Origin of the sequence: Sinorhizobium mexicanum (assembly GCF_013488225.1) — a bacterium.
Taxonomy (GTDB): domain Bacteria; phylum Pseudomonadota; class Alphaproteobacteria; order Rhizobiales; family Rhizobiaceae; genus Sinorhizobium; species Sinorhizobium mexicanum.
Genome location: NZ_CP041241.1, coordinates 523,372 through 540,792 on the forward strand (window position 1 = coordinate 523,372; position 17,421 = coordinate 540,792).

At 60.8% G+C, this 17,421-nt stretch carries 26 protein-coding genes; 19 read left to right on the forward strand and 7 right to left on the reverse strand.

Annotated elements, in window-relative coordinates; genetic code table 11:
- Positions 1-13 precede the first annotated feature (13 nt).
- Positions 14-1,822: a malto-oligosyltrehalose trehalohydrolase gene (gene treZ, locus FKV68_RS26670; protein ID WP_180943523.1), complete on the reverse strand. Its 1,809-nt coding sequence runs from the start codon at positions 1,820-1,822 to the stop codon at positions 14-16.
- A 157-nt stretch (positions 1,823-1,979) separates the two neighbouring features.
- Here treZ and glgX point away from each other — a divergent pair, with 157 nt between their 5' ends.
- The gene (glgX, locus tag FKV68_RS26675; RefSeq protein ID WP_180943524.1) at positions 1,980-4,085 is read left to right on the forward strand and encodes a glycogen debranching protein GlgX; all 2,106 of its coding nucleotides are present in this window, start codon (positions 1,980-1,982) and stop codon (positions 4,083-4,085) included.
- A complete protein-coding gene (locus FKV68_RS26680; RefSeq protein WP_245181435.1) occupies positions 4,078-5,151 on the forward strand; it encodes a DNA topoisomerase IB in 1,074 nt (357 codons plus the stop codon). Before glgX ends, FKV68_RS26680 begins: the two co-directional genes overlap by 8 nt.
- Positions 5,152-5,194: 43 nt before the next feature.
- On the opposite strand, the gene FKV68_RS26685 is transcribed toward FKV68_RS26680, so the two are convergent.
- Complete coding sequence (locus FKV68_RS26685) at positions 5,195-5,887, reverse strand: BON domain-containing protein (RefSeq protein WP_180943913.1); 693 nt, start codon at positions 5,885-5,887, stop codon at positions 5,195-5,197.
- A gap of 200 nt (positions 5,888-6,087) precedes the next feature.
- On the opposite strand from FKV68_RS26685, the gene FKV68_RS26690 reads away from it, so the two are divergent.
- From FKV68_RS26690 to FKV68_RS26720, 7 genes are all read left to right on the forward strand, one after another.
- Positions 6,088-6,282, forward strand: coding sequence for a hypothetical protein (locus FKV68_RS26690; RefSeq protein WP_180943526.1), 195 nt, complete (start codon positions 6,088-6,090; stop codon positions 6,280-6,282).
- A gap of 55 nt (positions 6,283-6,337) precedes the next feature.
- Entirely contained in the window at positions 6,338-6,589 is a 252-nt protein-coding gene (locus FKV68_RS26695) for a DUF2934 domain-containing protein (protein ID WP_180943527.1), read from the forward strand.
- Positions 6,590-6,656: 67 nt separating this feature from the next.
- On the forward strand, positions 6,657-7,097 hold the full coding sequence (locus FKV68_RS26700) for a CBS domain-containing protein (protein ID WP_180943528.1): 441 nt from the start codon (positions 6,657-6,659) through the stop codon (positions 7,095-7,097).
- Positions 7,098-7,207: 110 nt separating this feature from the next.
- Complete coding sequence (locus tag FKV68_RS26705) at positions 7,208-7,705, forward strand: hypothetical protein (protein ID WP_180943529.1); 498 nt, start codon at positions 7,208-7,210, stop codon at positions 7,703-7,705.
- 52 nt (positions 7,706-7,757) lie between these two features.
- Positions 7,758-8,417 (forward strand): DUF6766 family protein, encoded by a 660-nt coding sequence (locus FKV68_RS26710; RefSeq protein ID WP_180943530.1) that lies wholly within the window; start codon positions 7,758-7,760, stop codon positions 8,415-8,417.
- 101 nt (positions 8,418-8,518) lie between these two features.
- Positions 8,519-8,707 (forward strand): DUF3008 family protein, encoded by a 189-nt coding sequence (locus FKV68_RS26715; RefSeq protein WP_180943531.1) that lies wholly within the window; start codon positions 8,519-8,521, stop codon positions 8,705-8,707.
- Between the two features lie 191 nt (positions 8,708-8,898).
- Positions 8,899-9,057 carry a hypothetical protein gene (locus FKV68_RS26720; protein ID WP_180943532.1) on the forward strand — a complete coding sequence of 53 codons (159 nt, stop codon included), beginning with the start codon at positions 8,899-8,901 and terminating at the stop codon, positions 9,055-9,057.
- Positions 9,058-9,079: 22 nt separating this feature from the next.
- On the opposite strand, the gene FKV68_RS26725 is transcribed toward FKV68_RS26720, so the two are convergent.
- Entirely contained in the window at positions 9,080-9,604 is a 525-nt protein-coding gene (locus FKV68_RS26725; protein WP_180943914.1) for a sigma-70 family RNA polymerase sigma factor, read from the reverse strand.
- 383 nt (positions 9,605-9,987) lie between these two features.
- On the opposite strand from FKV68_RS26725, the gene FKV68_RS26730 reads away from it, so the two are divergent.
- The 5 genes from FKV68_RS26730 (at position 9,988) to FKV68_RS26750 (ending at position 12,384) form a co-directional block, all read left to right on the forward strand.
- Positions 9,988-10,341: a hypothetical protein gene (locus tag FKV68_RS26730; protein ID WP_180943533.1), complete on the forward strand. Its 354-nt coding sequence runs from the start codon at positions 9,988-9,990 to the stop codon at positions 10,339-10,341.
- Between the two features lie 404 nt (positions 10,342-10,745).
- Entirely contained in the window at positions 10,746-11,030 is a 285-nt protein-coding gene (locus FKV68_RS26735) for a DUF1236 domain-containing protein (protein WP_180943534.1), read from the forward strand.
- A 44-nt stretch (positions 11,031-11,074) separates the two neighbouring features.
- Entirely contained in the window at positions 11,075-11,350 is a 276-nt protein-coding gene (locus FKV68_RS26740; RefSeq protein ID WP_180943535.1) for a hypothetical protein, read from the forward strand.
- A gap of 300 nt (positions 11,351-11,650) precedes the next feature.
- Positions 11,651-12,133, forward strand: coding sequence for a CBS domain-containing protein (locus FKV68_RS26745; protein ID WP_180943536.1), 483 nt, complete (start codon positions 11,651-11,653; stop codon positions 12,131-12,133).
- On the forward strand, positions 12,121-12,384 hold the full coding sequence (locus FKV68_RS26750) for a DUF982 domain-containing protein (RefSeq protein WP_180943537.1): 264 nt from the start codon (positions 12,121-12,123) through the stop codon (positions 12,382-12,384). The genes FKV68_RS26745 and FKV68_RS26750 overlap by 13 nt, the downstream gene beginning before the upstream one ends.
- 33 nt (positions 12,385-12,417) lie before the next feature.
- On the opposite strand, the gene FKV68_RS26755 is transcribed toward FKV68_RS26750, so the two are convergent.
- Positions 12,418-13,275, reverse strand: a complete 858-nt coding sequence (locus FKV68_RS26755; protein ID WP_180943538.1) for an SDR family oxidoreductase — start codon at positions 13,273-13,275, stop codon at positions 12,418-12,420.
- Between the two features lie 176 nt (positions 13,276-13,451).
- Here FKV68_RS26755 and FKV68_RS33580 point away from each other — a divergent pair, with 176 nt between their 5' ends.
- The 5 genes from FKV68_RS33580 to FKV68_RS26775 all read left to right on the forward strand — a co-directional run bounded on the left by FKV68_RS33580 (position 13,452) and on the right by FKV68_RS26775 (position 15,445).
- On the forward strand, positions 13,452-13,583 hold the full coding sequence (locus FKV68_RS33580) for a hypothetical protein (RefSeq protein ID WP_269808477.1): 132 nt from the start codon (positions 13,452-13,454) through the stop codon (positions 13,581-13,583).
- Positions 13,584-13,667: 84 nt separating this feature from the next.
- Positions 13,668-13,910 (forward strand): hypothetical protein, encoded by a 243-nt coding sequence (locus FKV68_RS26760; RefSeq protein WP_180943539.1) that lies wholly within the window; start codon positions 13,668-13,670, stop codon positions 13,908-13,910.
- Positions 13,911-13,921: 11 nt separating this feature from the next.
- Positions 13,922-14,170 (forward strand): hypothetical protein, encoded by a 249-nt coding sequence (locus FKV68_RS26765; RefSeq protein ID WP_180943540.1) that lies wholly within the window; start codon positions 13,922-13,924, stop codon positions 14,168-14,170.
- A 253-nt stretch (positions 14,171-14,423) separates the two neighbouring features.
- Positions 14,424-14,618 (forward strand): hypothetical protein, encoded by a 195-nt coding sequence (locus FKV68_RS26770; RefSeq protein ID WP_180943541.1) that lies wholly within the window; start codon positions 14,424-14,426, stop codon positions 14,616-14,618.
- 72 nt (positions 14,619-14,690) lie between these two features.
- Positions 14,691-15,445, forward strand: a protein-coding gene (locus FKV68_RS26775) for an IS5 family transposase (RefSeq protein ID WP_180943542.1) whose coding sequence is annotated in 2 segments (ribosomal slippage) — positions 14,691-15,021 and positions 15,021-15,445 — 756 coding nt in all. Because the reading frame shifts where the segments join, the coding sequence is not laid out codon by codon here.
- A 184-nt stretch (positions 15,446-15,629) separates the two neighbouring features.
- Here FKV68_RS26775 and FKV68_RS26780 read toward each other — a convergent pair.
- From FKV68_RS26780 to FKV68_RS26790, 3 genes are all read right to left on the reverse strand, one after another.
- Positions 15,630-16,412 (reverse strand): SDR family oxidoreductase, encoded by a 783-nt coding sequence (locus tag FKV68_RS26780; protein ID WP_180943543.1) that lies wholly within the window; start codon positions 16,410-16,412, stop codon positions 15,630-15,632.
- A gap of 3 nt (positions 16,413-16,415) precedes the next feature.
- The gene (locus tag FKV68_RS26785) at positions 16,416-16,787 is read right to left on the reverse strand and encodes a hypothetical protein (protein WP_180943544.1); all 372 of its coding nucleotides are present in this window, start codon (positions 16,785-16,787) and stop codon (positions 16,416-16,418) included.
- 111 nt (positions 16,788-16,898) lie between these two features.
- Positions 16,899-17,324: a low affinity iron permease family protein gene (locus FKV68_RS26790; RefSeq protein ID WP_180943545.1), complete on the reverse strand. Its 426-nt coding sequence runs from the start codon at positions 17,322-17,324 to the stop codon at positions 16,899-16,901.
- Positions 17,325-17,421 lie beyond the last annotated feature (97 nt).

Below are 17,421 nucleotides of genomic sequence, written 5' to 3' on the forward strand. Positions count from 1 at the left end.
CTTGGGCGACCGACTAGGTCGTGGTGACGGCGGCGACGACGCCCGGTCCCGGCAGTTCACCCGCTGTGAGAGAGCAGTCACCGGGCGCCATGGTCGTGAAGATCGGCTCGCCGCTGCAGGGGGGAACGGGCCTTGCTTCGTCGGTGAGATTGATCCGCAAAGCCAAGACGGCGCTCCCGAACAACCAGTCGACCGCGACGAGCCCGTCGTCGGTTGGAAGTATACGGTGGCCGGGGACACCGGGTCGCTTGAGCAGGGGCGCGATATTCCGCTGGCGGATGTCGGCAAGCTCGCGGACGAAAGCGAGATGCCGCCTGCCCGCAGGACTTGCTGCACGATCCCATTGCAATTTCGATGCGGCGAACGTCCGCAGATCGAGCGGATCGGGCAAATCGGCCGCGGTCCTGCCGCGCGGCATGCCGCCGAAATTCTCGGCCTCTCCCTTGCGTCCGGAGCGAACGGCCGCGGCGATCTCGCCCTCGTAGTCGGCGAAGAAGCAAAACGGCTGGGTCTCGCCATATTCCTCGCCCATGAAGAGCAGCGGAACTTGCGGAACGAGCATCAGCGTCGCCGTCAGCACCCGCATCATGTCCGCTCCGACGAGAGAGACGAGGCGTTCGCCGAAGGCGCGGTTTCCGATCTGATCATGGTTCTGCAGAAAATTGACACGGGCCTGGGGCGGCACCTGGTCGCCTGTCCAGTGCGAGGAAATCTCCACGCCCTTGGCGGGCAGAGCAAAGCCTTCGGCCATGGCCTCGCGAATTTTCCGCCAGGGCTCTGCGGCAAAGGGCTGATAATGGCCTTTTGTCTCTCCCGTCGCCACGACATGCAGCGCGTTGTGGAGGTCATCGTTCCACGAGGCGGTGAAGAGTTCTGCCGCCCCTTCCGGTCCCCGCCCGATAAGGCTTCTGCGCCTGTGCGCGTCTTCGACGACGAGATGGACGTGGCGCTCGGGAAATGTCTCGTGGATCTCGCGCGCCATCTCAACGAGGATGTGCGGCTTGCGGCTATCCCTGATCTGCTCGGTCGCGTCGATGCGCAGCCCGTCGAAGCGGAAATCGCCCAGCCAATAGAGCGCATTCTCGATGAAATAACGTCGGACGGGGTCCTGCTCGAAGGCAATCGAGGGTCCCCACGGAGTCGCGCGATCCTTGTTGAAGAAGTCGGCCGCATAGCGCGGCAAGGCATTTCCTTCCGGGCCGAAGTGATTGTAGACGACATCGAGCAGCACCATGAGCCCGAGCGAATGGGCCCGATCTACGAGGGCCTTGAGGTCGTCCGGAGTTCCATAGGCATAGTGAGGCGCAAAGTGCAGCACGCCGTCGTAGCCCCAGCCGCGCGCGCCCGGGGCCTGGGCGATGGGCATTATCTCGATCGTGGTGATGCCGGTGTCGGCAAGGTGGGCAAGGCGCTCGCTTGCCGCGCGGAACGTGCCCTCCGGCGTGAAGGTGCCGATATGCAGTTCTGAGATGATGGCCTCTTCCCACGGGCGGCCGCGCCATGAGGTGTTCTCCCAACGATATGCCGCTTGATCGACGAGGACCGAAGGACCGGAGGGACCATCCTGCTGGGCCGAGGATGCCGGGTCGGCAACGAGCGACCCGTCGGACAGCTGAAAACAGTATCGGTCCCCGGCACGCGCTTTCAGCGAATGCTCGAACCATCCGTCGTCGAGCGACTGCATGTCATGAGCGGCGCCATTGTGGATGAGCCGGACCGCTCGTTCGTCGGGTGCCCACAATCTGAAGTACGCGGCGTCCGCCGAAAGCACACTGGCGCCCCATGTTTTCCTGAAAAGTCCCGGCGATTGCTGTCGCTGCATCGGCTTTGGTCCTCGGGTGATTGAAAGGAAACTGGTCGGCTTCGGCGAAAGTTCCCGCGTTTCCTCCCGCCGTCCCACAGCGCCCGCTAGGAACAATTTCTTCTCTTCCGCGTTGCACCATCGCTTCGAATCGGCGTGGGAGGGAATGACAACGGCAATGAACGTTTCTTTCTCCGAACTTAGTTTCCTGAAGCCCGAACTCGGCGCCGAATATACCGGCGAGGGTACGCACTTCGCGGTATTTTCGGCTCATGCGGAGAAGATCGAACTTTGTTTGTTCTCGGAGGATGGCAGCAGCGAAACGGCGCGCCTGCCGCTGCCGAAGCGCGAGGGAGATGTCTGGTCGGGCTATATCGAAGGCATCGGGCCGGGGACGCTCTACGGCTACCGCGCCCATGGCCCCTACGACCCGAACAACGGGCACCGGTTCAATCCGAACAAATTGCTGCTCGACCCCTATGGCAAGCAGGTCGCCGGCACATTTGCCTGGGACGATGCGCTGTTCGGATACACGATCGACGGCACTGGCAACGATCTTTCCTTCGATGAACGCGACAGCGCACCCTTCATGGTCAAGGGTGTCATCCAGGACCCGGCTTTCGACTGGGACGGCGAGCAGGCGATCCGCCGCCCCTGGACGGACACGATCATTTACGAGACCCATGTTCGCGGCATGACCATGGCGCACCCGGCGGTGCCGGAAGACCTGCGCGGCACATTCCTCGGCATGGCAAGCGATCCGATCATCGAACATCTGACGAAACTCGGCGTAACGGCCGTCGAACTCCTGCCGGTGCAGTATTTTCTCGATGACCGGCATCTGCTCGAGCGCGGCCTCAGGAACTATTGGGGATACCAGACGCTCGGCTACTTCGCCCCGCAGGCGCGCTACATGAAGAGCGGCCGGATCACCGAGTTCAAGACGATGGTGAAGCGGTTTCATGCCGCCGGCATCGAAGTCCTGATGGATGTCGTCTTCAACCATACGGCCGAGGGCTCCGAGCACGGTCCGACCCTGAGTTTTCGCGGTCTCGACAACCTGAGCTATTACCGGCCATCTCCGGAAAACCCGCGTCATACCTTCGACATGACCGGCACCGGCAACACGCTCAACGTCGCCCATCCGATGGTGCTGCGCATGGTGCTCGACAGCCTGCGCTATTGGGTGCAGGTGATGCATATCGACGGTTTCCGTTTCGATCTCGCGAGCGCGCTCGGCCGCGAGGACATAGAATTCGATCGGGAGGGCGGCTTCTTCGACGCGATCAGGCAGGACCCCATCCTCGCCGGCGTCAAGCTCGTCGCGGAGCCCTGGGATATCGGCGCGGGCGGGTACCAGCTCGGCGGCTTCCCGCACCCGTTCCGCGAATGGAACGACCGCTTCCGCGACGACGTCCGGCGGTTCTGGAAGGGGGATGACGGTATTGTGCCGGTGCTCGCCGAGCGTGTCGCGGGCTCGCCAGTACAATTCAACCATTCCGACCGCGGTGCGACCGCGTCGATCAATCTTGTCAGCGCGCACGACGGCTTCACGCTGATGGACACGGTTTCCTACAACGACAGGCACAACGAGGCGAACGGCGAGGACAATCGCGACGGACATCCCGAAAATCATTCGGACAACATGGGTGTCGAAGGTGCGACCGATGACGAGGGAATAAAGAACGCACGCGCGCGCCGTCGCCGCGCTATGTTCGCCACCCTGATGGCCAGTCAGGGGGTGCCGATGATCCTTGGCGGCGACGAGTTCGGAAATAGCCAGGGCGGCAACAACAACGTCTATTGCGAGGACAACGAAATCGGTTGGCTCGACTGGGCTTCCGGAGACGAAGCCTTCCTGGCCTTCTGTCGAAAGATGGTGGAGTTCCGCAAGGAAAATCCATCGCTCCGCCAGGAGCGGTTTCTCAACGGCGAACCGGGCGAGGGCGGTCACGTCGAGATTGCCTGGTACGCAGCCGACGGCCGTCCGATGGACGAGGGAGCGTGGCATGATGAGGCGTTGCGTATCGTCGGCGTCTACATCAGCCGCAACGGCGTCGCGGAGTCGGCGCCAGCGAACGGCATTTTCCTCGTTTTGAACGCCGGCGCCGACAGCGAGATCTCGCTTCCGCACGTAAATGGAACGGAGCGGTGGCAGCGCGTGCTTGATACAGCCTGTTTCGACGGGGCAAGCGACGACCCTGGCCCTGTTCGCGCGGCGCGAGACCATGAGCTTGTTGCAGGACAAGGCGTCACCGTTTTCGTTCCGGCGGATCATGGCTAGAAATGGCGAGCTGGCGCTCGAGGAAAACGGGCTCGTTTACGTGAGCGACACCGAACCGGGAATAAGGCGCCTGCGCAAGGGTCGAGGCTTCGTCTATCGGCTGCCTGACGGATCGGTACTTTGCGACCCTGTGGTGAAAGCGCGCATATCGTCACTGGGCCTGCCGCCCGCCTACGAGAATGTCTGGATCTGTCTGGATGAGAGCGGCCACCTCCAGGCGACGGGCTACGACGCGCGGGGCCGAAAGCAATATCGCTATCACGAGAAATGGCAGGCGCTCAGAAGTGGCGACAAGTTCGGACAGCTTCCGACGTTCGGAAAGGTGCTGCCGAGGATCCGTCGCACGATTCGGCGGCACATGCAGGGTACTCCCGAAGACAGCCGCACGGTTCTCGCGGCGCTGGTGGCGCTCCTAGATGAAGCTCACCTGCGTGTCGGTAGCCCTGCCTATGTCGAGGCCAATGCGAGCTACGGCGCGACAACCTTGCTCAAGCGCCACCTCAAGCTTTCGGATGGCTGCATCCAACTGAGCTTCATCAGCAAAGGCGGCAAGCGGGTGAGGCGTAGACTGCGCCATCCAAGATTGCAGCGGTTGCTGGAAGAGATTGCGGACTTGCCGGGCCGGCAGCTTTTTGTCTGGAAGGACGACACAGATACTGTGCGTCCGATTGATTCGGGGCGTCTCAATCGCTACCTCGCAGAGATCTCGGGAGCGCCGATTTCCGCAAAAACATTCCGGACCTGGGCGGGGAGCGTTGCGGCCTTTACGGTTGCGCGCGCCGCCGTCGGGAGGGGAGAGCGGCCGACTGTGAAGAAGATGAGCGAGGCAGCCGCGTCCGTTCTGCACAACACCCCGGCGATCGCGCGCACAAGCTATATCCATCCGGAGATCATTGCACTCGCTCGCGATAATACTGTTTCGGCCAGAGCGCTCTCCGCGCGCGGCCGCGCGAACAAAGAATTGCGCGCCGAAGAGGCGCGCATGCTTAGTTTTCTGGTGCGCGCCGAACGAATGAGACATCGGAGGCTTTCCGAAGACGGAACGGCGGGTTCTGCGGTAAACTGAACCCCCCGCAGAGCCTTGTGATCGCAATCAGTCTGTCGGTCGCCTAAGTTATTGTCCCTGTTGACGTTCCTGCCGTCGGCTGCACTCGGATATTGTTTTGCACGTGCGTGACGCCGGAGACGTCGTCAGCGCAATCCTCAGCGCGACGCTTGGCCCACTTCGAGTCGACGAAACCGCTGAGTTGCACCTCTCCATTCAAGACCGAGACCTCAATGTTGGAGGCGTCAAGAGCGCCATCGTCACTGAGCCGGTCGCTAACGTCTTCCTGGATACGGGTGTCAGGACGGGTGTATCCTTTGGGGCCCTTGCCGCGATGCTGATCCATCTCGCGTCGCCGCTCCGCCTCCTCGTCGCCGAACCAAGAGGCGACTTCGTCGCTCGCTCGATCGATAAAACCGCGTTGCCGCCTGCCTTCCCACGGCGCTTCGTGGCTACGGTACGGGCGTTGCCCGCGATAACCATAGCCGGAGCCGTAGTAGTCGCGGAAGGCCCTTTCGCGATTCCACTGATCATAGTCCTCTTCCATACCGCGATAGCGGCCCGCGTAGCGCGTTTCCGGTTCCGGGAAATACATGGAATTTTCGTAGTCAGCGCCTCGCGGGGCCTCGCCGAAGCGTTCACGTGCACGTCGCCTTTCCCGTTCGTAGTCATAGGGTGCGCCGTAGCGGTCCCGCTCGCTTTCGCGGAACCGGCTAAAATCTTCACGGGACCGATCAGATTCCCTTTTTCTCGCCATTGGCTGCTCCTTGCATTCCATTCTGTGTCAATGCCAATCCAACCGCTCAGCGGCGGATCGGTTCCGGCGGACGAAGGCGTTCCGCCGGTGGAACGCACGACGTCTGGAACATTCATGGGCGAGCGGGATTTCAAATAGGAACCCGGGGATAGGCAAAGCACCACACTCGGGACCATCTCGCATTCAGGAGTCGAGAAAAAATGCCGAACCCGCGCGAACCAGAGCCAAAGCCGCCGTCACCGCAGCCACCGCCAACGCCGCCCTGGAACCCCGAGCCACCGATCGAGGAGCCGGATCCCGAGCGCCTTCCCGATGAAGTGCCGGTCCCCAATCCGGATGAAAATCCGGAGCCTCCCAGACACTTCCGCCCGCGCTTCAACCAGTGGAACAATTGAGCGGTCGCGCCGTTTGAATTCTGCCATCGACAGAGTTCATCGGTGAGGAAGGGACATGGACAACAATGACAGGGAAGAGCTCATCCGGCGGAGAGCCTATGCGATCTGGGAGCGGGAAGGTCGCCCCGAAGGCCAGGATCGCCGCCACTGGGAGCAGGCGTCGCGGGAGATGCAAAAAGAGGAAAACCGGTCGAGGGGCGGCGAAAAGCAGGATCTCGAAACGGAAGGGACAACACATGCAACTTCAACCCCTGCGTCGCCACCCTCCCGGGGCAAACCTCGAGACGCGGGCTCGATAGAGCGATAGCAGCTTGCGAGCCGCCGGCGGCATGCCCGTCGGCACCAATTTCGAAGTCAAAACAAGGAGCAAGATCATGCACGTGTCGGAAATTATGACCAGAGACGTTCATCTTGTCAGCCCGAACGACACCATTACCGAGGTTGCAAGACAAATGGCGGAAAACGACATCGGCTTTCTGCCGGTGGGCGATCATGACCGCCTTGTTGGCATGATAACGGACAGGGATATCGTCGTTCGCGGCGTTGCTGATGGCCTCGACCTTCAGTCGAAGGTCGGAGACATCATGACGACCGATGTCAAATACTGCTTCGAAGACGATGAAGTGGATGACGTCGCGCGCAATATGGGCGACGTCCAGGTCCGACGCCTGCCCGTAGTCAACCATGACAAGCGATTGGTCGGCATCGTATCGCTCGCCGACGCCGCGCGCGAGCAGCCGGCGGCTGCCGGCACCGGCCTTAAAGGCGTGACGGTTCCCGGCGGAACCCACAACCAGGTCGGACGAAGCGGCTAGAGCTGAAGCGATCCCACCCGGTTATTGCTTGGAGCTTCGGGCCGCAGCCGGTGCGCAAGGCGGAACAAAACGCCTGTCTTGCGCTTTTCCCGCAACGAAGGAGTCCGGAGATGCCAGCGAAGCAACACAGCAGCGGTAACGGCGCAGATCCGCGTCGCGCGCAATCGGGATCGCCTGAGGCAAGTCAAGCGGGCCAAGCGTCGACAAGAGGACGACCGCAAGAGGCCTGGAAGGAGGCGGAACTTCACCTCCCCGAGGCGGAAGACAAGGCCCCGCCGCGCGCACATGTCGCCGATGCAGGAGACGCGGCCGGATGGGTGCCTGGTGCAAGTGGCGGAGAGACAGCCCGCGCGGATCCGCCGCAGCCGCGACCTCGCGACTATGGCGAGACCATTCGCACGGCGGTGAAATATGTACCCGCATTGGAAACCGGTGGTGGCCAGACGATGGCAGAGAGCGACGCGGAACAGGGTGACGACGGCACCGGCGGAGAAGCGTGGAACCGCGCTCTTGGCAATAATACCAATGCCGGGATGATCCGCTTCTTTGGGGCGGTCGCGCTCTTCATCCTGATATTCGCATCCATTTTCTGGCTCATGGCCGGCTGACCGGCGCCACCGCAAGATTTTGAGGCGCCGATCAGCTGAGCGGAGTGGATCAATGTCGTTCCTGCGTGACAATGGATTGACGATCACATTGTTCGTCCTGACCTCGGCAACGATTGTCGGCATGGCGGTCAGCGGCGTGCATGCGTATAATCATGATGCGATCCTGCACGACGGCACGGTCTTAAACTTCGTCTCCTACCTTGGATCGGGTCATTTTCTCTCGGCTCTCTTCGAGAATTGGGAGAGCGAGTTTCTGCAGATGTCCGCCTATGTCTGCCTCACGGCATATCTCTATCAACGCGGCTCGGCGGAATCGAGGGATCCTGATGCCGCATCGAAAGGCGATGAGGATGCGGCTTGCTGCGCCGATGACCCCGCGCTTCCGTGGCCGGTGCGGCGTGGCGGCCTGCTGCGAACACTCTATTCCTACTCGCTCGGCATAGCCCTTTGTGCACTGTTCGTCCTGTCTTTCGTTCTGCACCTGCATGCAAGCGTCGCTGCGGCAAACCTCAATGCGGTCGCGCATGGCGAAGCCGCCTCGGATGCCTGGACTCACCTCACCAATCCCGAATTCTGGTTCGAATGCTTTCAGAACTGGCAATCGGAATTTCTATCCACTCTGGTTCTGGTGATCTTCTCCATCTTTCTGCGTTTTCGCGGATCACCGGAATCGAAGGCCGTGGCGGCTCCTACGTGGCAAACCGGGAAATAGCACCCGGCCCCTTCCTCGTGGAACATAATCGACCATTGCTGGTTCCGGGACTGTTAAAGTCGCATGGTGCTGTGGGGTCGCCCAACGGAAGGAGAAGAGAGATGCCCGCCAAATCTAAGGCACAGCAAATGGCTGCAGGGGCGGCACTTGCCGCCAAACGAGGAGAAAAGAAGAAGAGCGAACTCAAGGGCGCTTCGAAAAGCATGGAAGAATCCATGACCGAAAAGGAACTTGAGGAAATGGCTTCCACGAAACGTAAGGGCAAGAAGGAGCACGCTTCCAAGTCGTAGATGTCTTGCGGCGCGGTCCGGGTTGTCGAGGCGGCTGTTGCGGTTCTAATTCCCGGGCGTTTGATAGTTTCCCTCGGCATGAGGCGCGGCGGTTTGCGCTTTACATTTTTCCTCGTCCCATCTGGCGATTACATGAACAACCCGGCACAATACGTTATCCTGAGATCCTCGCCATGACGAAGGATAAGCGGATGGACGAAACCAAGGCACGTGCGGGTGCGGACGCAGACAAGGCCATCGACGAGCAGATCGCCTCCCTCATGAGCAAGATACAGAAGGAAGCCGTGCCGGAGCGGCTACTCGACCTGGCTCGGCAGCTGCAAGCAGCGCTGAACGCACGCAACCGCTGAGCGGATGTACGTCGCCCTGCGGCTAGTTCAGTGGATTTCCATGCATCTGGATTGTTAATTCTTCGCGGGCCCGGCTGAGCCTGCTCTTGATCGTGCCGATCGCACAATCGCATATGTCGGCCGCCTCCTTGTAGCTCATCCCAAAGCCGGCAACGAGGACAAGGACTTCGCGGTGCTCGGGGGTCAGTAACGCCAACGCATCGCGCAGTTCGCCATTCAGAACCGACCATTCCTGTGGAGGCGCCATCGGAATCGGCAGCTCGGCGCAATTCGTATGTCCAGGACTCTCGCGTGTCCGGATCTTGTATTGCGTCCGGAAGGTATTTCGCATGATGGTGAACAGCCAGGACTTGAGGCTGGTACCCGGCTCGAATTGATCGATGCTTCTCAGCGCTCGAAACAGGGTTTCCTGCAGGAGGTCGTCCGCCTCGAAGGGGACTGATGTAAATGTCCGGGCAAACGCCCGGAGAGCAGGCATCAGGTCGACGACCTGCTCCTCTATGTGATGATGCGATTTGTGAAGCGCATGAACGCCGATGGCAGGCATATCGAATACCGCCCTTTGCACGAACAGAAGATAGATGTTGTCGAACAATGCCTGGCTGGCCTTTTGGTTCCTCGTACCACCAATGATATTTGGGGGGACGATGGGGCCTCGGCTGTCAGGCCGAGAGGCTGGTCGAAGTGCAAGTTCGCCCCTTTTCAGCACGGCTCGTCCGTAGCCTACTCCTAGTGCGATGTCGGCAATGCATTGCGCATCGTTGCGTCTCGCGCGCAGTTCGTTGCCGCCGCAGATCCGGCAAAGGGCAGGCAAATCTCTAAAATGCCGCGGTCTCGTGCGATCCTCGGATACGGTTGGGGTGATACGCCTGCTTTCGTTTCGTGAAGGTTGGCCTGAGGCAGGCTTTTGCCCGCCAAAGGAGGTACGTAATGAAGAAATTCCCCAGAATAATCGCTGTGTCGCTGTTCGGGCTCGCATCCGCGACCGCAATGCCGCTCATCCCGGTGGGTGGTGGTAGCGGGTCGTCAAGCAATGCCTACGCAGACAACGGTGTCGTTCTCATACCCGGGACTGGAACAGGCGACGACAGCGGTGGCGGCAGCAGCGGCGGCGCTGACGGGGCCGGCGGCGGTAGCACCGACGGGGCCGGCAATGGGGGCGGAAGCGATAACGGCAGTGGAGGTGGAGCGGATACCGGCTCCGGTGGCGCGGAGACCTCCGCCAGCAGCAGTTCAGAGGGCGCCGGCACCGGTGGTGGCACGTCGGGGGGTGGCGGCGAGTGAGGACGGCAACTCCGACCTGATGTAGCTGCCGACCAGGGGTCTGAAAGAGGTTCTTCTTAGCGAGGGACCTCTTTTTGCGTTGCGCTCGACCCCCTCGCTCCGTCGGTTGATCGTCGTTGTTGACTGCTTCTCGGCCGTCGCAAAGCGTTGCAGACACTTTTTGCATCGGAAGGCCGCGGGTTGCGCCTTGATAGGGGGCTCCGGCCGAAGCAAGCCGTAACCCGGAAAGATCATCACCTGCTGCAAGTTCCGTTAAATCGTAGCCGATTCAAGGACAAAAGATGCAGTGCCGCATCGTCCTTCGCGCGTCCGATAAGACGTGCGGCGCTGCATGGCGGTGGGAGCGACCGGGAACCAATTACGTCGCCGCGGGTTTAGGAAGTCTCTCAAGGAAGGAGTATACGATGAATAAATTTGCCATGATGATTGCCGCTCTGCTGACGGCTGTGGGTTCGTCGGCGATGGCCCAAGATACTATCGTGTTGCCTGGTGAAGTCAGGACCTACGTGCTGGAACAGAATACGCCGTCGATTCAATATGAGGGCGAGATCGTCGTCGGCCAGCCGGTGCCGGACGTGGTAGAAGTCCACCCCATTCCGGACCAGCCTGAGTACGGCTATGCGGTCGTCAACGAAAAGCGGGTCATTGTGAACCCGAAGACGCACACGGTCGTGCAGGTTCTCGAATAAGGGCTCCGGCGAGCTGACCCGGCCGCGAGATCGGAACGCGAAGCATGGAAAACATCGAATTTCGGTTAGCTGCCCATCGCGAAATCCTGGTGGCTATCCTTTCCGCGCTGGCGAAAAATGACGATGCCTGGCTGAAGATCAACCGCATCCTGGAAGAAGAACTGATCGTGCAAGATCACGAGGAGGATCCAGGGATCGTACCATCCGGGGCCTTTGCCAGGCAGAATGCTATGGCTGCGGAAATGTCATCCATTCTTGAGGATGCCCGAGCACGCGCGACTGACGGCGCCAGCCCCGCCACGCCAAAAAACGGCCATTGAGAAAGACGAAAATAGCCTGCCGCACGGGGGAACCGCTCCTCTGCTGGTGCGTTAAGGAGGCATTGCGGCTTAGACCGCGCATGTCCACACGAAGCAGAAGGGAGCATATCGTGCGGCAAAGATCGAAGCAAAAGCGACCGAGATTCCTTCGACCGCCGGAAAATCCGAACCCCAAGAAGGCGCAGCGAAACACCTGGCAGCCCCAGGTCATTGTACCCTACCGCGTCGATCTCACACTCAAGAAGCCGGCAGATGAGGAAGTCAGAGTGCCTGCATCCATCAATGGCAGGAGTCTCGTCAATGGCCGCCCATGAGGACAGAGCGATACGCGTTCGGGACGTGATGTCCAAACAGGTTTTTACGGTTTCACCGAGCGATACGGCGCAATCCGTCGCGCGGCTGATGGAAGAGGCAGGGGTCGGCGCGTTGCCGGTCGAAGCCCCGGGCGTCGGAACCATCCTTGGGATCGTCACGGACCGCGATATCCTCGCTTCGGTGGTGGCCCAGGGACTGTCGACATCGACGGCTGTGTTCGAGTTCATGACGGTTTCCGCCGAGTCCTGCGAGGAGGACGACAGCATCCTGCTGGCGGCCCAAAAGATGCATGACTACAAGATACGCCGCCTCGTGGTCGTTGACGAAAACAAGCACGCGGCCGGCATCATTTCACTGGCCGACATCACGCGCGCGAGCCCGGAACTCGGGGGCCTCGTACTGGGGGGAATAAGCCGACAGGTGCACCAGTCCCCTCCGCTTGAAGGAGCCTCGACATGCCGAGCCTGACGCAGGATCGCCTTTGGAGCGAAGTGGTCATCCTCGAGGCGCCGAGCCGGGTGCTGCGGGTGCAGAGCACGCGCGACGCCTTTCTATGTCTCAAGAACCACTGGCCGCTCGCCGATGGAAAGGCAAAAAGCGAAGCATTGGCAGCATGCGACCGCGTGATCGAGGGAAACGACGAACCTGACGCCGCACGTGCCGCCTTCATCAAGGCGGCGGAGGAAGCGCAATTTCGCGTCAACAGCTGGACAGGCTGATTTATCCCTGCCGCCTTTCTCTTATCCCCGTTGTCAAAGGAACGGCTTGCCTCCGGTCACGGCGATCGTCGCGCCCGACACATAGCTCGACATCGGGTCCGCCAGCATGACAAAGGTCGAAGCCAGTTCCACCGGCTGACCGGGACGCTTCATCGGCACCTGCTTGCCGAAATCGACAACGGCCTCTTCCGGGAGGGTAGAGGGGATCAATGGCGTCCAGATCGGGCCGGGCGCCACGACATTCGCGCGTATACCCCGCTCGGCCAACAGCTGGGCGAGACCGGCCGTGAAGTTATGGATCGCACCCTTGGTGGCGGCATAGGCGAGTAGGGTCGGATTGGGACTGTCGGCATTGATGGAAGCGGTGTTGATGATTGCACTGCCTTCACGCATGTGCTGCACCGCTGCCTTGGTTAGATAGAATATGGCATGCATGTTGACCCTGAAGGTCAATTCCCATTCTTCGTCAGTTATGTCCTCGATTGCCTGAAACGATGCTTGGTGAGCCGCGTTGTTGACGAGAATGTCTATCCCGCCGAGCTCTTCGACAGCCGTATCAACGATGCGCCGGCAGTGGTCAGGAGATTGGATGTCGCCCGACACCAGCACTGCCTTGCGCCCGGCCTCTTCGACGAGCGCCTTCGTCGCCTGGGCGTCCTCGTGCTCGCTGAGGTAGGCGATAAGGACGTCAGCCCCCTCCCTGGCATAGGCGATCGCCACCGCCCTGCCGATGCCGCTATCGCCACCGGTTATGATCGCCTTCTTTCCTTCCAGCCGACCCGAACCCTGATAGGAATTCTCCCCATGATCCGGTATCGGCTCCATTCGATCCGTCGTTCCGGGCATGGCTTGAGGTTGCCGTGCAAAGGGAGGGCGAGGAAAGGTATTCATTTCCAAAAACTCCATATTGGATGAGGCAGGCATTCGCGGTTCCGCCGGCGTGTCGTCTGGGGCCTAACCGAGGGCGGGACGCTTTGTTCCGGAGGTCTTTGGTGCGCGGGCGTCTCCGCGCTCTTAGGAACCGATAACGCCCAGGCGGCGTTTCATCACCCACAGGAAGACTGCGAATGAAACCGCGCACTATTCTCATTGGGATCATTTTTTTGATGGCGGCCGCTTTCGCCCTGCTGATCTACGACTTCGCCGACCGCGGTCCCGCCGAGGAAATAGGCACGCGGCTTCCCGCTACCTCCGATTGATCGTTTCCGATGCCCGCGAGGCTTCAGCTGGGAACTTCCTATCCGGCCTGACGTTGACTGATCAAGAACGCTCAGGAGGCAAAGATGAAAACCACGGAAAAGCGGCGCAAGGGTGTCCCCGGCGATGTGCCCGAAGAGAGACCGATCGAGAAGGATAGCGATTTGCATCCGCACGCGAAGAAACAGCCCGTCGAACCGGATGACGTCGCAACGCATCGCGCCATCCGGGAAGCTGCGCGGCAAAAGCGAGATGATTATCTCGTCGAGTCCGATCTCGAGGAATCGGAGCAGCGCTATCCGACTCCGGGCATGAAAGACCAGGACTAAGGAGCGTAACGATGGCATTGAAAACACTACGAGCCGGCTTCACCGGCAAGCCGGCGGAACCCGATCTGAAAACGAGGACCCAGGAGGCCGCACGCTACGTCCGCGACGAGGCGGCGGTGGTTGCCGGGACGGCCCGTGACCATCCGGCAGCGCTCAGCAGCACCTTGCTCGTGGTCGCGACCTTGGCATTTGTCGCGGGCTACCTCGTGGGCGGCACAGCGGCCCCTCCTTCACGCAGCCAGCGGTTCTGGTCGTGGTGATAGCTCCGCGCAAGCTTTCTCAGACCGATCGGGAACAAATCGACGCGCATCCGGTTTATTTGTCGGACCGCGTGGAACAAGTCCCCTCTCCGCAAGCCCCTACGGACCGCGCGATCCCAAACAACAGTGCAGATCGGGCTCCACCAATTGGTGGGGCCCTTTTTTCTTGGCAACCGGTGCGATGACTTTCAAAGCCGGGAACGATTTGCCACCGGTGGGGTTTCGCCTTCGAACATATTCGTGGAGATCAATGATGAAAACGCCGAAACCGGGTGCACCCGGCACGACGGAACAATCGCCGCGTTGGGAAGGACCGAAGGAGACGAAGCCGAGGGGCTATCTTCCGGCCAAGGATGATCCCCAGCGGAACAGGGACGCGGCTGGCGAAAATCTGAAAGATCCGCATCGCGGCAAGCTGTCGGACGCGGGCAAGACCAAAGAGGATTAGGGTTAAAACTCAATCAGCCTATTGATGGCGTTTGATTTCCATGATTCTTTTCCGAAATAGCGGAGGTGAGGCATGGGAAGCGAATTCTGGCTAAGTGATCAGCAATGGTCCGTGATCGAACCGCTGCTGCCGAAGAACCGGCCCGGTGCGCGCCGGGTCGATGACCGCCGCGTCATCAGCGGCATTGTCCATGTGTTGCGTGTCGGCTGCCGTTGGCAGGATTGCCCGGCCGTCTATGGCCCGCCAACCACGATTTACAACCGCTTTCATCGCTGGGCCGGCCGCGGCCTGTGGCAGAAGCTGTTTTCGGCCCTGGTCGCGGCCAGTCCATGCGATATGCAGATGATCGACAGTACCACCGCGAAGGTCCATCGCTCCGCCGCTGGTGGAAAAGGGGGGCGCAGACGCAGGCGATTGGTCGCTCCCGCGGCGGCCGGACGACGAAAATCCACGCCGTCGTAGACGGGCGCGGCCGGCCGCTCGGCCTGCAGATCTCGCCGGGGCAGATGGGCGATGTGCGCGCCGCCGTGCCGTTACTCCAGCACCTGCCACCCGCCTATTTCCTCGCCGCCGACACCGCTTACGACAGCGATGCCCTGCGCCAGTATCTGACCGCACGCGGCACCATTCCGGTCATTCCCAACAACCCGACCAGAAAGCGCCGCCATCCCTTCGATGCAACGGCCTATCGCCAGCGCAACGTCATCGAGCGGATGTTCTGCCGTCTCAAGGATTGGCGGCGGATCGCCACCCGCTACGACAAGCTCGCCACAACCTTCCAGGCTGCCGTCCACATCGCCGCTATCATCATCTGGTGGACCAATTGAGTCTGGAGCCTAGCGCAATTCCAGGAAAAGTGTGTGACGGTTTTCCGTCCGGAATTGCGAGTTAGATCATTTCAGCGTTTCGATGAGACAATGAAATGATCGAGGGCGTCGTGCGTCGTGCGTTCAAATGAACGCACAATTTCCTTACATCGGCTTCGATTTAAGGAAACATGCAGCAGCCTCGCTATCTCAGCAGGCCCTGGCCTCCGTCGATCCAGATTGGGCTGCCGGTGACGTGCCGCGCGTCATCTGAAACCAGGAATCGAATAACCTCCGCAACGTCTTCACTGCGGCCGGGTTTGCCGCCCGTGATCGGGATCTGGCCCTGCGGCCACTCGACCGGTATCGCGTCCTCTTCCGCATGGCGCAGGCTGGTGTTTTCATCGATCTCGGTTTGAATCTCTCCGGGGCAGACGGCGTTCACGCGAATGCGGTGCCTGGCCAATTCGAGCGCGAGCTGCTGGACGATCGCCACTTGCGCCGCCTTGGTGGCTGTGTATGCGGTTGCACCGGGTGTGGTGAAGGTCCGGGTACCGTTGATCGATGATACGATGACGATCGCGCCACCGCCGTTTTCCTTGAGATGGGGAACGGTCATATGCAGCGTCAGAAACGTACCGCGCAGGTTCACGGCCATGGTCTTGTCCCATTCATGCGGCTTCAAGTCATCGATCGGCGCCCAGACTCCATTGATGCCGGCATTTGCGACGACGATATCAAGATGCTCGAATTCACGGAGGAGTATCTTCACTGCGTTGCGCATCGCGAGCTCATCCGCCACATCGGCTTCGAGCACCAATGCCTGACCCCCGCCGGCGGCGATCTCCGACGCGCAGTCTTCCAGCTTCGAGCGAGCACGGCCGAGCAGGCCGACCTTCATTCCATCGGCGGCAAGCGCAAGTGCGGTAGCGCGTCCGATGCCGGATCCGGCACCGGTGACCAAGGCGACAGACGATCGATGCGCCATAGTCTAGCGTTTCTTCGGGCGGTCGCCGGGGACGCTCGGCGTCGTAACGGAAACCGGGTCACTGGCGGGAAACGTGTCTTCCAGGCCTTGATCGAGCTGGCGTTCCATTTCGGCCGTATCCTTGGCCGCCCGCGCGCTCCGTGCGGTCTTCACCTTGCGCTCTGTTTCGGTGTCGCTGCTATCCGGCACGTCGGCATGCGCAAGCTCCAGCATAACCGCCTTGGCCTGTTCGACCGCGTTCAGCCGGTTTAGGCTGCGCGACGTGTCATTGCGCATCGAAACGGAAACGATCTCTCCGCCTTCGCCGACGAATTCGACCGTGAACCCTGACCGGCCGCCCTGTTCCGGGATGACCTGTGTTCCAACGAGATGCATGCGAGACCCTCCTGGCAACTGCGTTCGCTACGCAAACGGCTTCAATGGGGTTTGGTTCCAGCACCGCCGGATGTGCTCACGAGGGCTGCTGCACGATTGCGGCCGTTGTCGTTACGCTCTTCCCGCGGGCTGCCGCTCGACTGCTCGCGTTATCTTCTCGTGCAGGGCGCGATCATCCTCGTCTTGGGCGTGTTCCTTGAGAATCTCGGTGATGCGCTTGAGTTCGTGGTCCTCAAGCTCCTCGATGCCGATATACTCGTTCTCGGCTGCGCTCGTCAGGATGAGTTCGTCGAGCTTCGCCTGGACCGCCGTGGCGTCGCGGTTCTGGGAGTTTTGCAGAACGAAAACCATGAGGAAGGTAATGATCGTCGTGCCTGTGTTCACGACCAGTTGCCAAGTTTCGGAAAAACCGAACAGCGGCCCCGTGGCGCCCCAGAGGACAACCGCGGCCACGGCAAGCGCGAAGGTAACAGGCCGCCCGGAATATTCCGCAACAGCACTCGAGAATTTGGTGAACGCATTGATCTTTTTGGACATTCGAGACACCCGGCGGTCATTTGACTCCGATAACACGTCAGCGCGGGAAAGAGTTCCACGCACCCGACCTTCCAAGAACGAGAGGCGGCGAGAGAGG

Coding starts and splice junctions, on each gene's coding strand:
- treZ (WP_180943523.1), bottom strand. CDS start 1,822: ATGCAGCGACAGCAATCGCCGGGACTTTTCAGGAAAACATGGGGCGCC.
- glgX (WP_180943524.1), top strand. CDS start 1,980: ATGAACGTTTCTTTCTCCGAACTTAGTTTCCTGAAGCCCGAACTCGGC.
- FKV68_RS26680 (WP_245181435.1), top strand. CDS start 4,078: ATGGCTAGAAATGGCGAGCTGGCGCTCGAGGAAAACGGGCTCGTTTAC.
- FKV68_RS26685 (WP_180943913.1), bottom strand. CDS start 5,887: ATGGCGAGAAAAAGGGAATCTGATCGGTCCCGTGAAGATTTTAGCCGG.
- FKV68_RS26690 (WP_180943526.1), top strand. CDS start 6,088: ATGCCGAACCCGCGCGAACCAGAGCCAAAGCCGCCGTCACCGCAGCCA.
- FKV68_RS26695 (WP_180943527.1), top strand. CDS start 6,338: ATGGACAACAATGACAGGGAAGAGCTCATCCGGCGGAGAGCCTATGCG.
- FKV68_RS26700 (WP_180943528.1), top strand. CDS start 6,657: ATGCACGTGTCGGAAATTATGACCAGAGACGTTCATCTTGTCAGCCCG.
- FKV68_RS26705 (WP_180943529.1), top strand. CDS start 7,208: ATGCCAGCGAAGCAACACAGCAGCGGTAACGGCGCAGATCCGCGTCGC.
- FKV68_RS26710 (WP_180943530.1), top strand. CDS start 7,758: ATGTCGTTCCTGCGTGACAATGGATTGACGATCACATTGTTCGTCCTG.
- FKV68_RS26715 (WP_180943531.1), top strand. CDS start 8,519: ATGCCCGCCAAATCTAAGGCACAGCAAATGGCTGCAGGGGCGGCACTT.
- FKV68_RS26720 (WP_180943532.1), top strand. CDS start 8,899: ATGGACGAAACCAAGGCACGTGCGGGTGCGGACGCAGACAAGGCCATC.
- FKV68_RS26725 (WP_180943914.1), bottom strand. CDS start 9,604: ATGCCTGCCATCGGCGTTCATGCGCTTCACAAATCGCATCATCACATA.
- FKV68_RS26730 (WP_180943533.1), top strand. CDS start 9,988: ATGAAGAAATTCCCCAGAATAATCGCTGTGTCGCTGTTCGGGCTCGCA.
- FKV68_RS26735 (WP_180943534.1), top strand. CDS start 10,746: ATGAATAAATTTGCCATGATGATTGCCGCTCTGCTGACGGCTGTGGGT.
- FKV68_RS26740 (WP_180943535.1), top strand. CDS start 11,075: ATGGAAAACATCGAATTTCGGTTAGCTGCCCATCGCGAAATCCTGGTG.
- FKV68_RS26745 (WP_180943536.1), top strand. CDS start 11,651: ATGGCCGCCCATGAGGACAGAGCGATACGCGTTCGGGACGTGATGTCC.
- FKV68_RS26750 (WP_180943537.1), top strand. CDS start 12,121: ATGCCGAGCCTGACGCAGGATCGCCTTTGGAGCGAAGTGGTCATCCTC.
- FKV68_RS26755 (WP_180943538.1), bottom strand. CDS start 13,275: ATGAATACCTTTCCTCGCCCTCCCTTTGCACGGCAACCTCAAGCCATG.
- FKV68_RS33580 (WP_269808477.1), top strand. CDS start 13,452: ATGAAACCGCGCACTATTCTCATTGGGATCATTTTTTTGATGGCGGCC.
- FKV68_RS26760 (WP_180943539.1), top strand. CDS start 13,668: ATGAAAACCACGGAAAAGCGGCGCAAGGGTGTCCCCGGCGATGTGCCC.
- FKV68_RS26765 (WP_180943540.1), top strand. CDS start 13,922: ATGGCATTGAAAACACTACGAGCCGGCTTCACCGGCAAGCCGGCGGAA.
- FKV68_RS26770 (WP_180943541.1), top strand. CDS start 14,424: ATGAAAACGCCGAAACCGGGTGCACCCGGCACGACGGAACAATCGCCG.
- FKV68_RS26780 (WP_180943543.1), bottom strand. CDS start 16,412: ATGGCGCATCGATCGTCTGTCGCCTTGGTCACCGGTGCCGGATCCGGC.
- FKV68_RS26785 (WP_180943544.1), bottom strand. CDS start 16,787: ATGCATCTCGTTGGAACACAGGTCATCCCGGAACAGGGCGGCCGGTCA.
- FKV68_RS26790 (WP_180943545.1), bottom strand. CDS start 17,324: ATGTCCAAAAAGATCAATGCGTTCACCAAATTCTCGAGTGCTGTTGCG.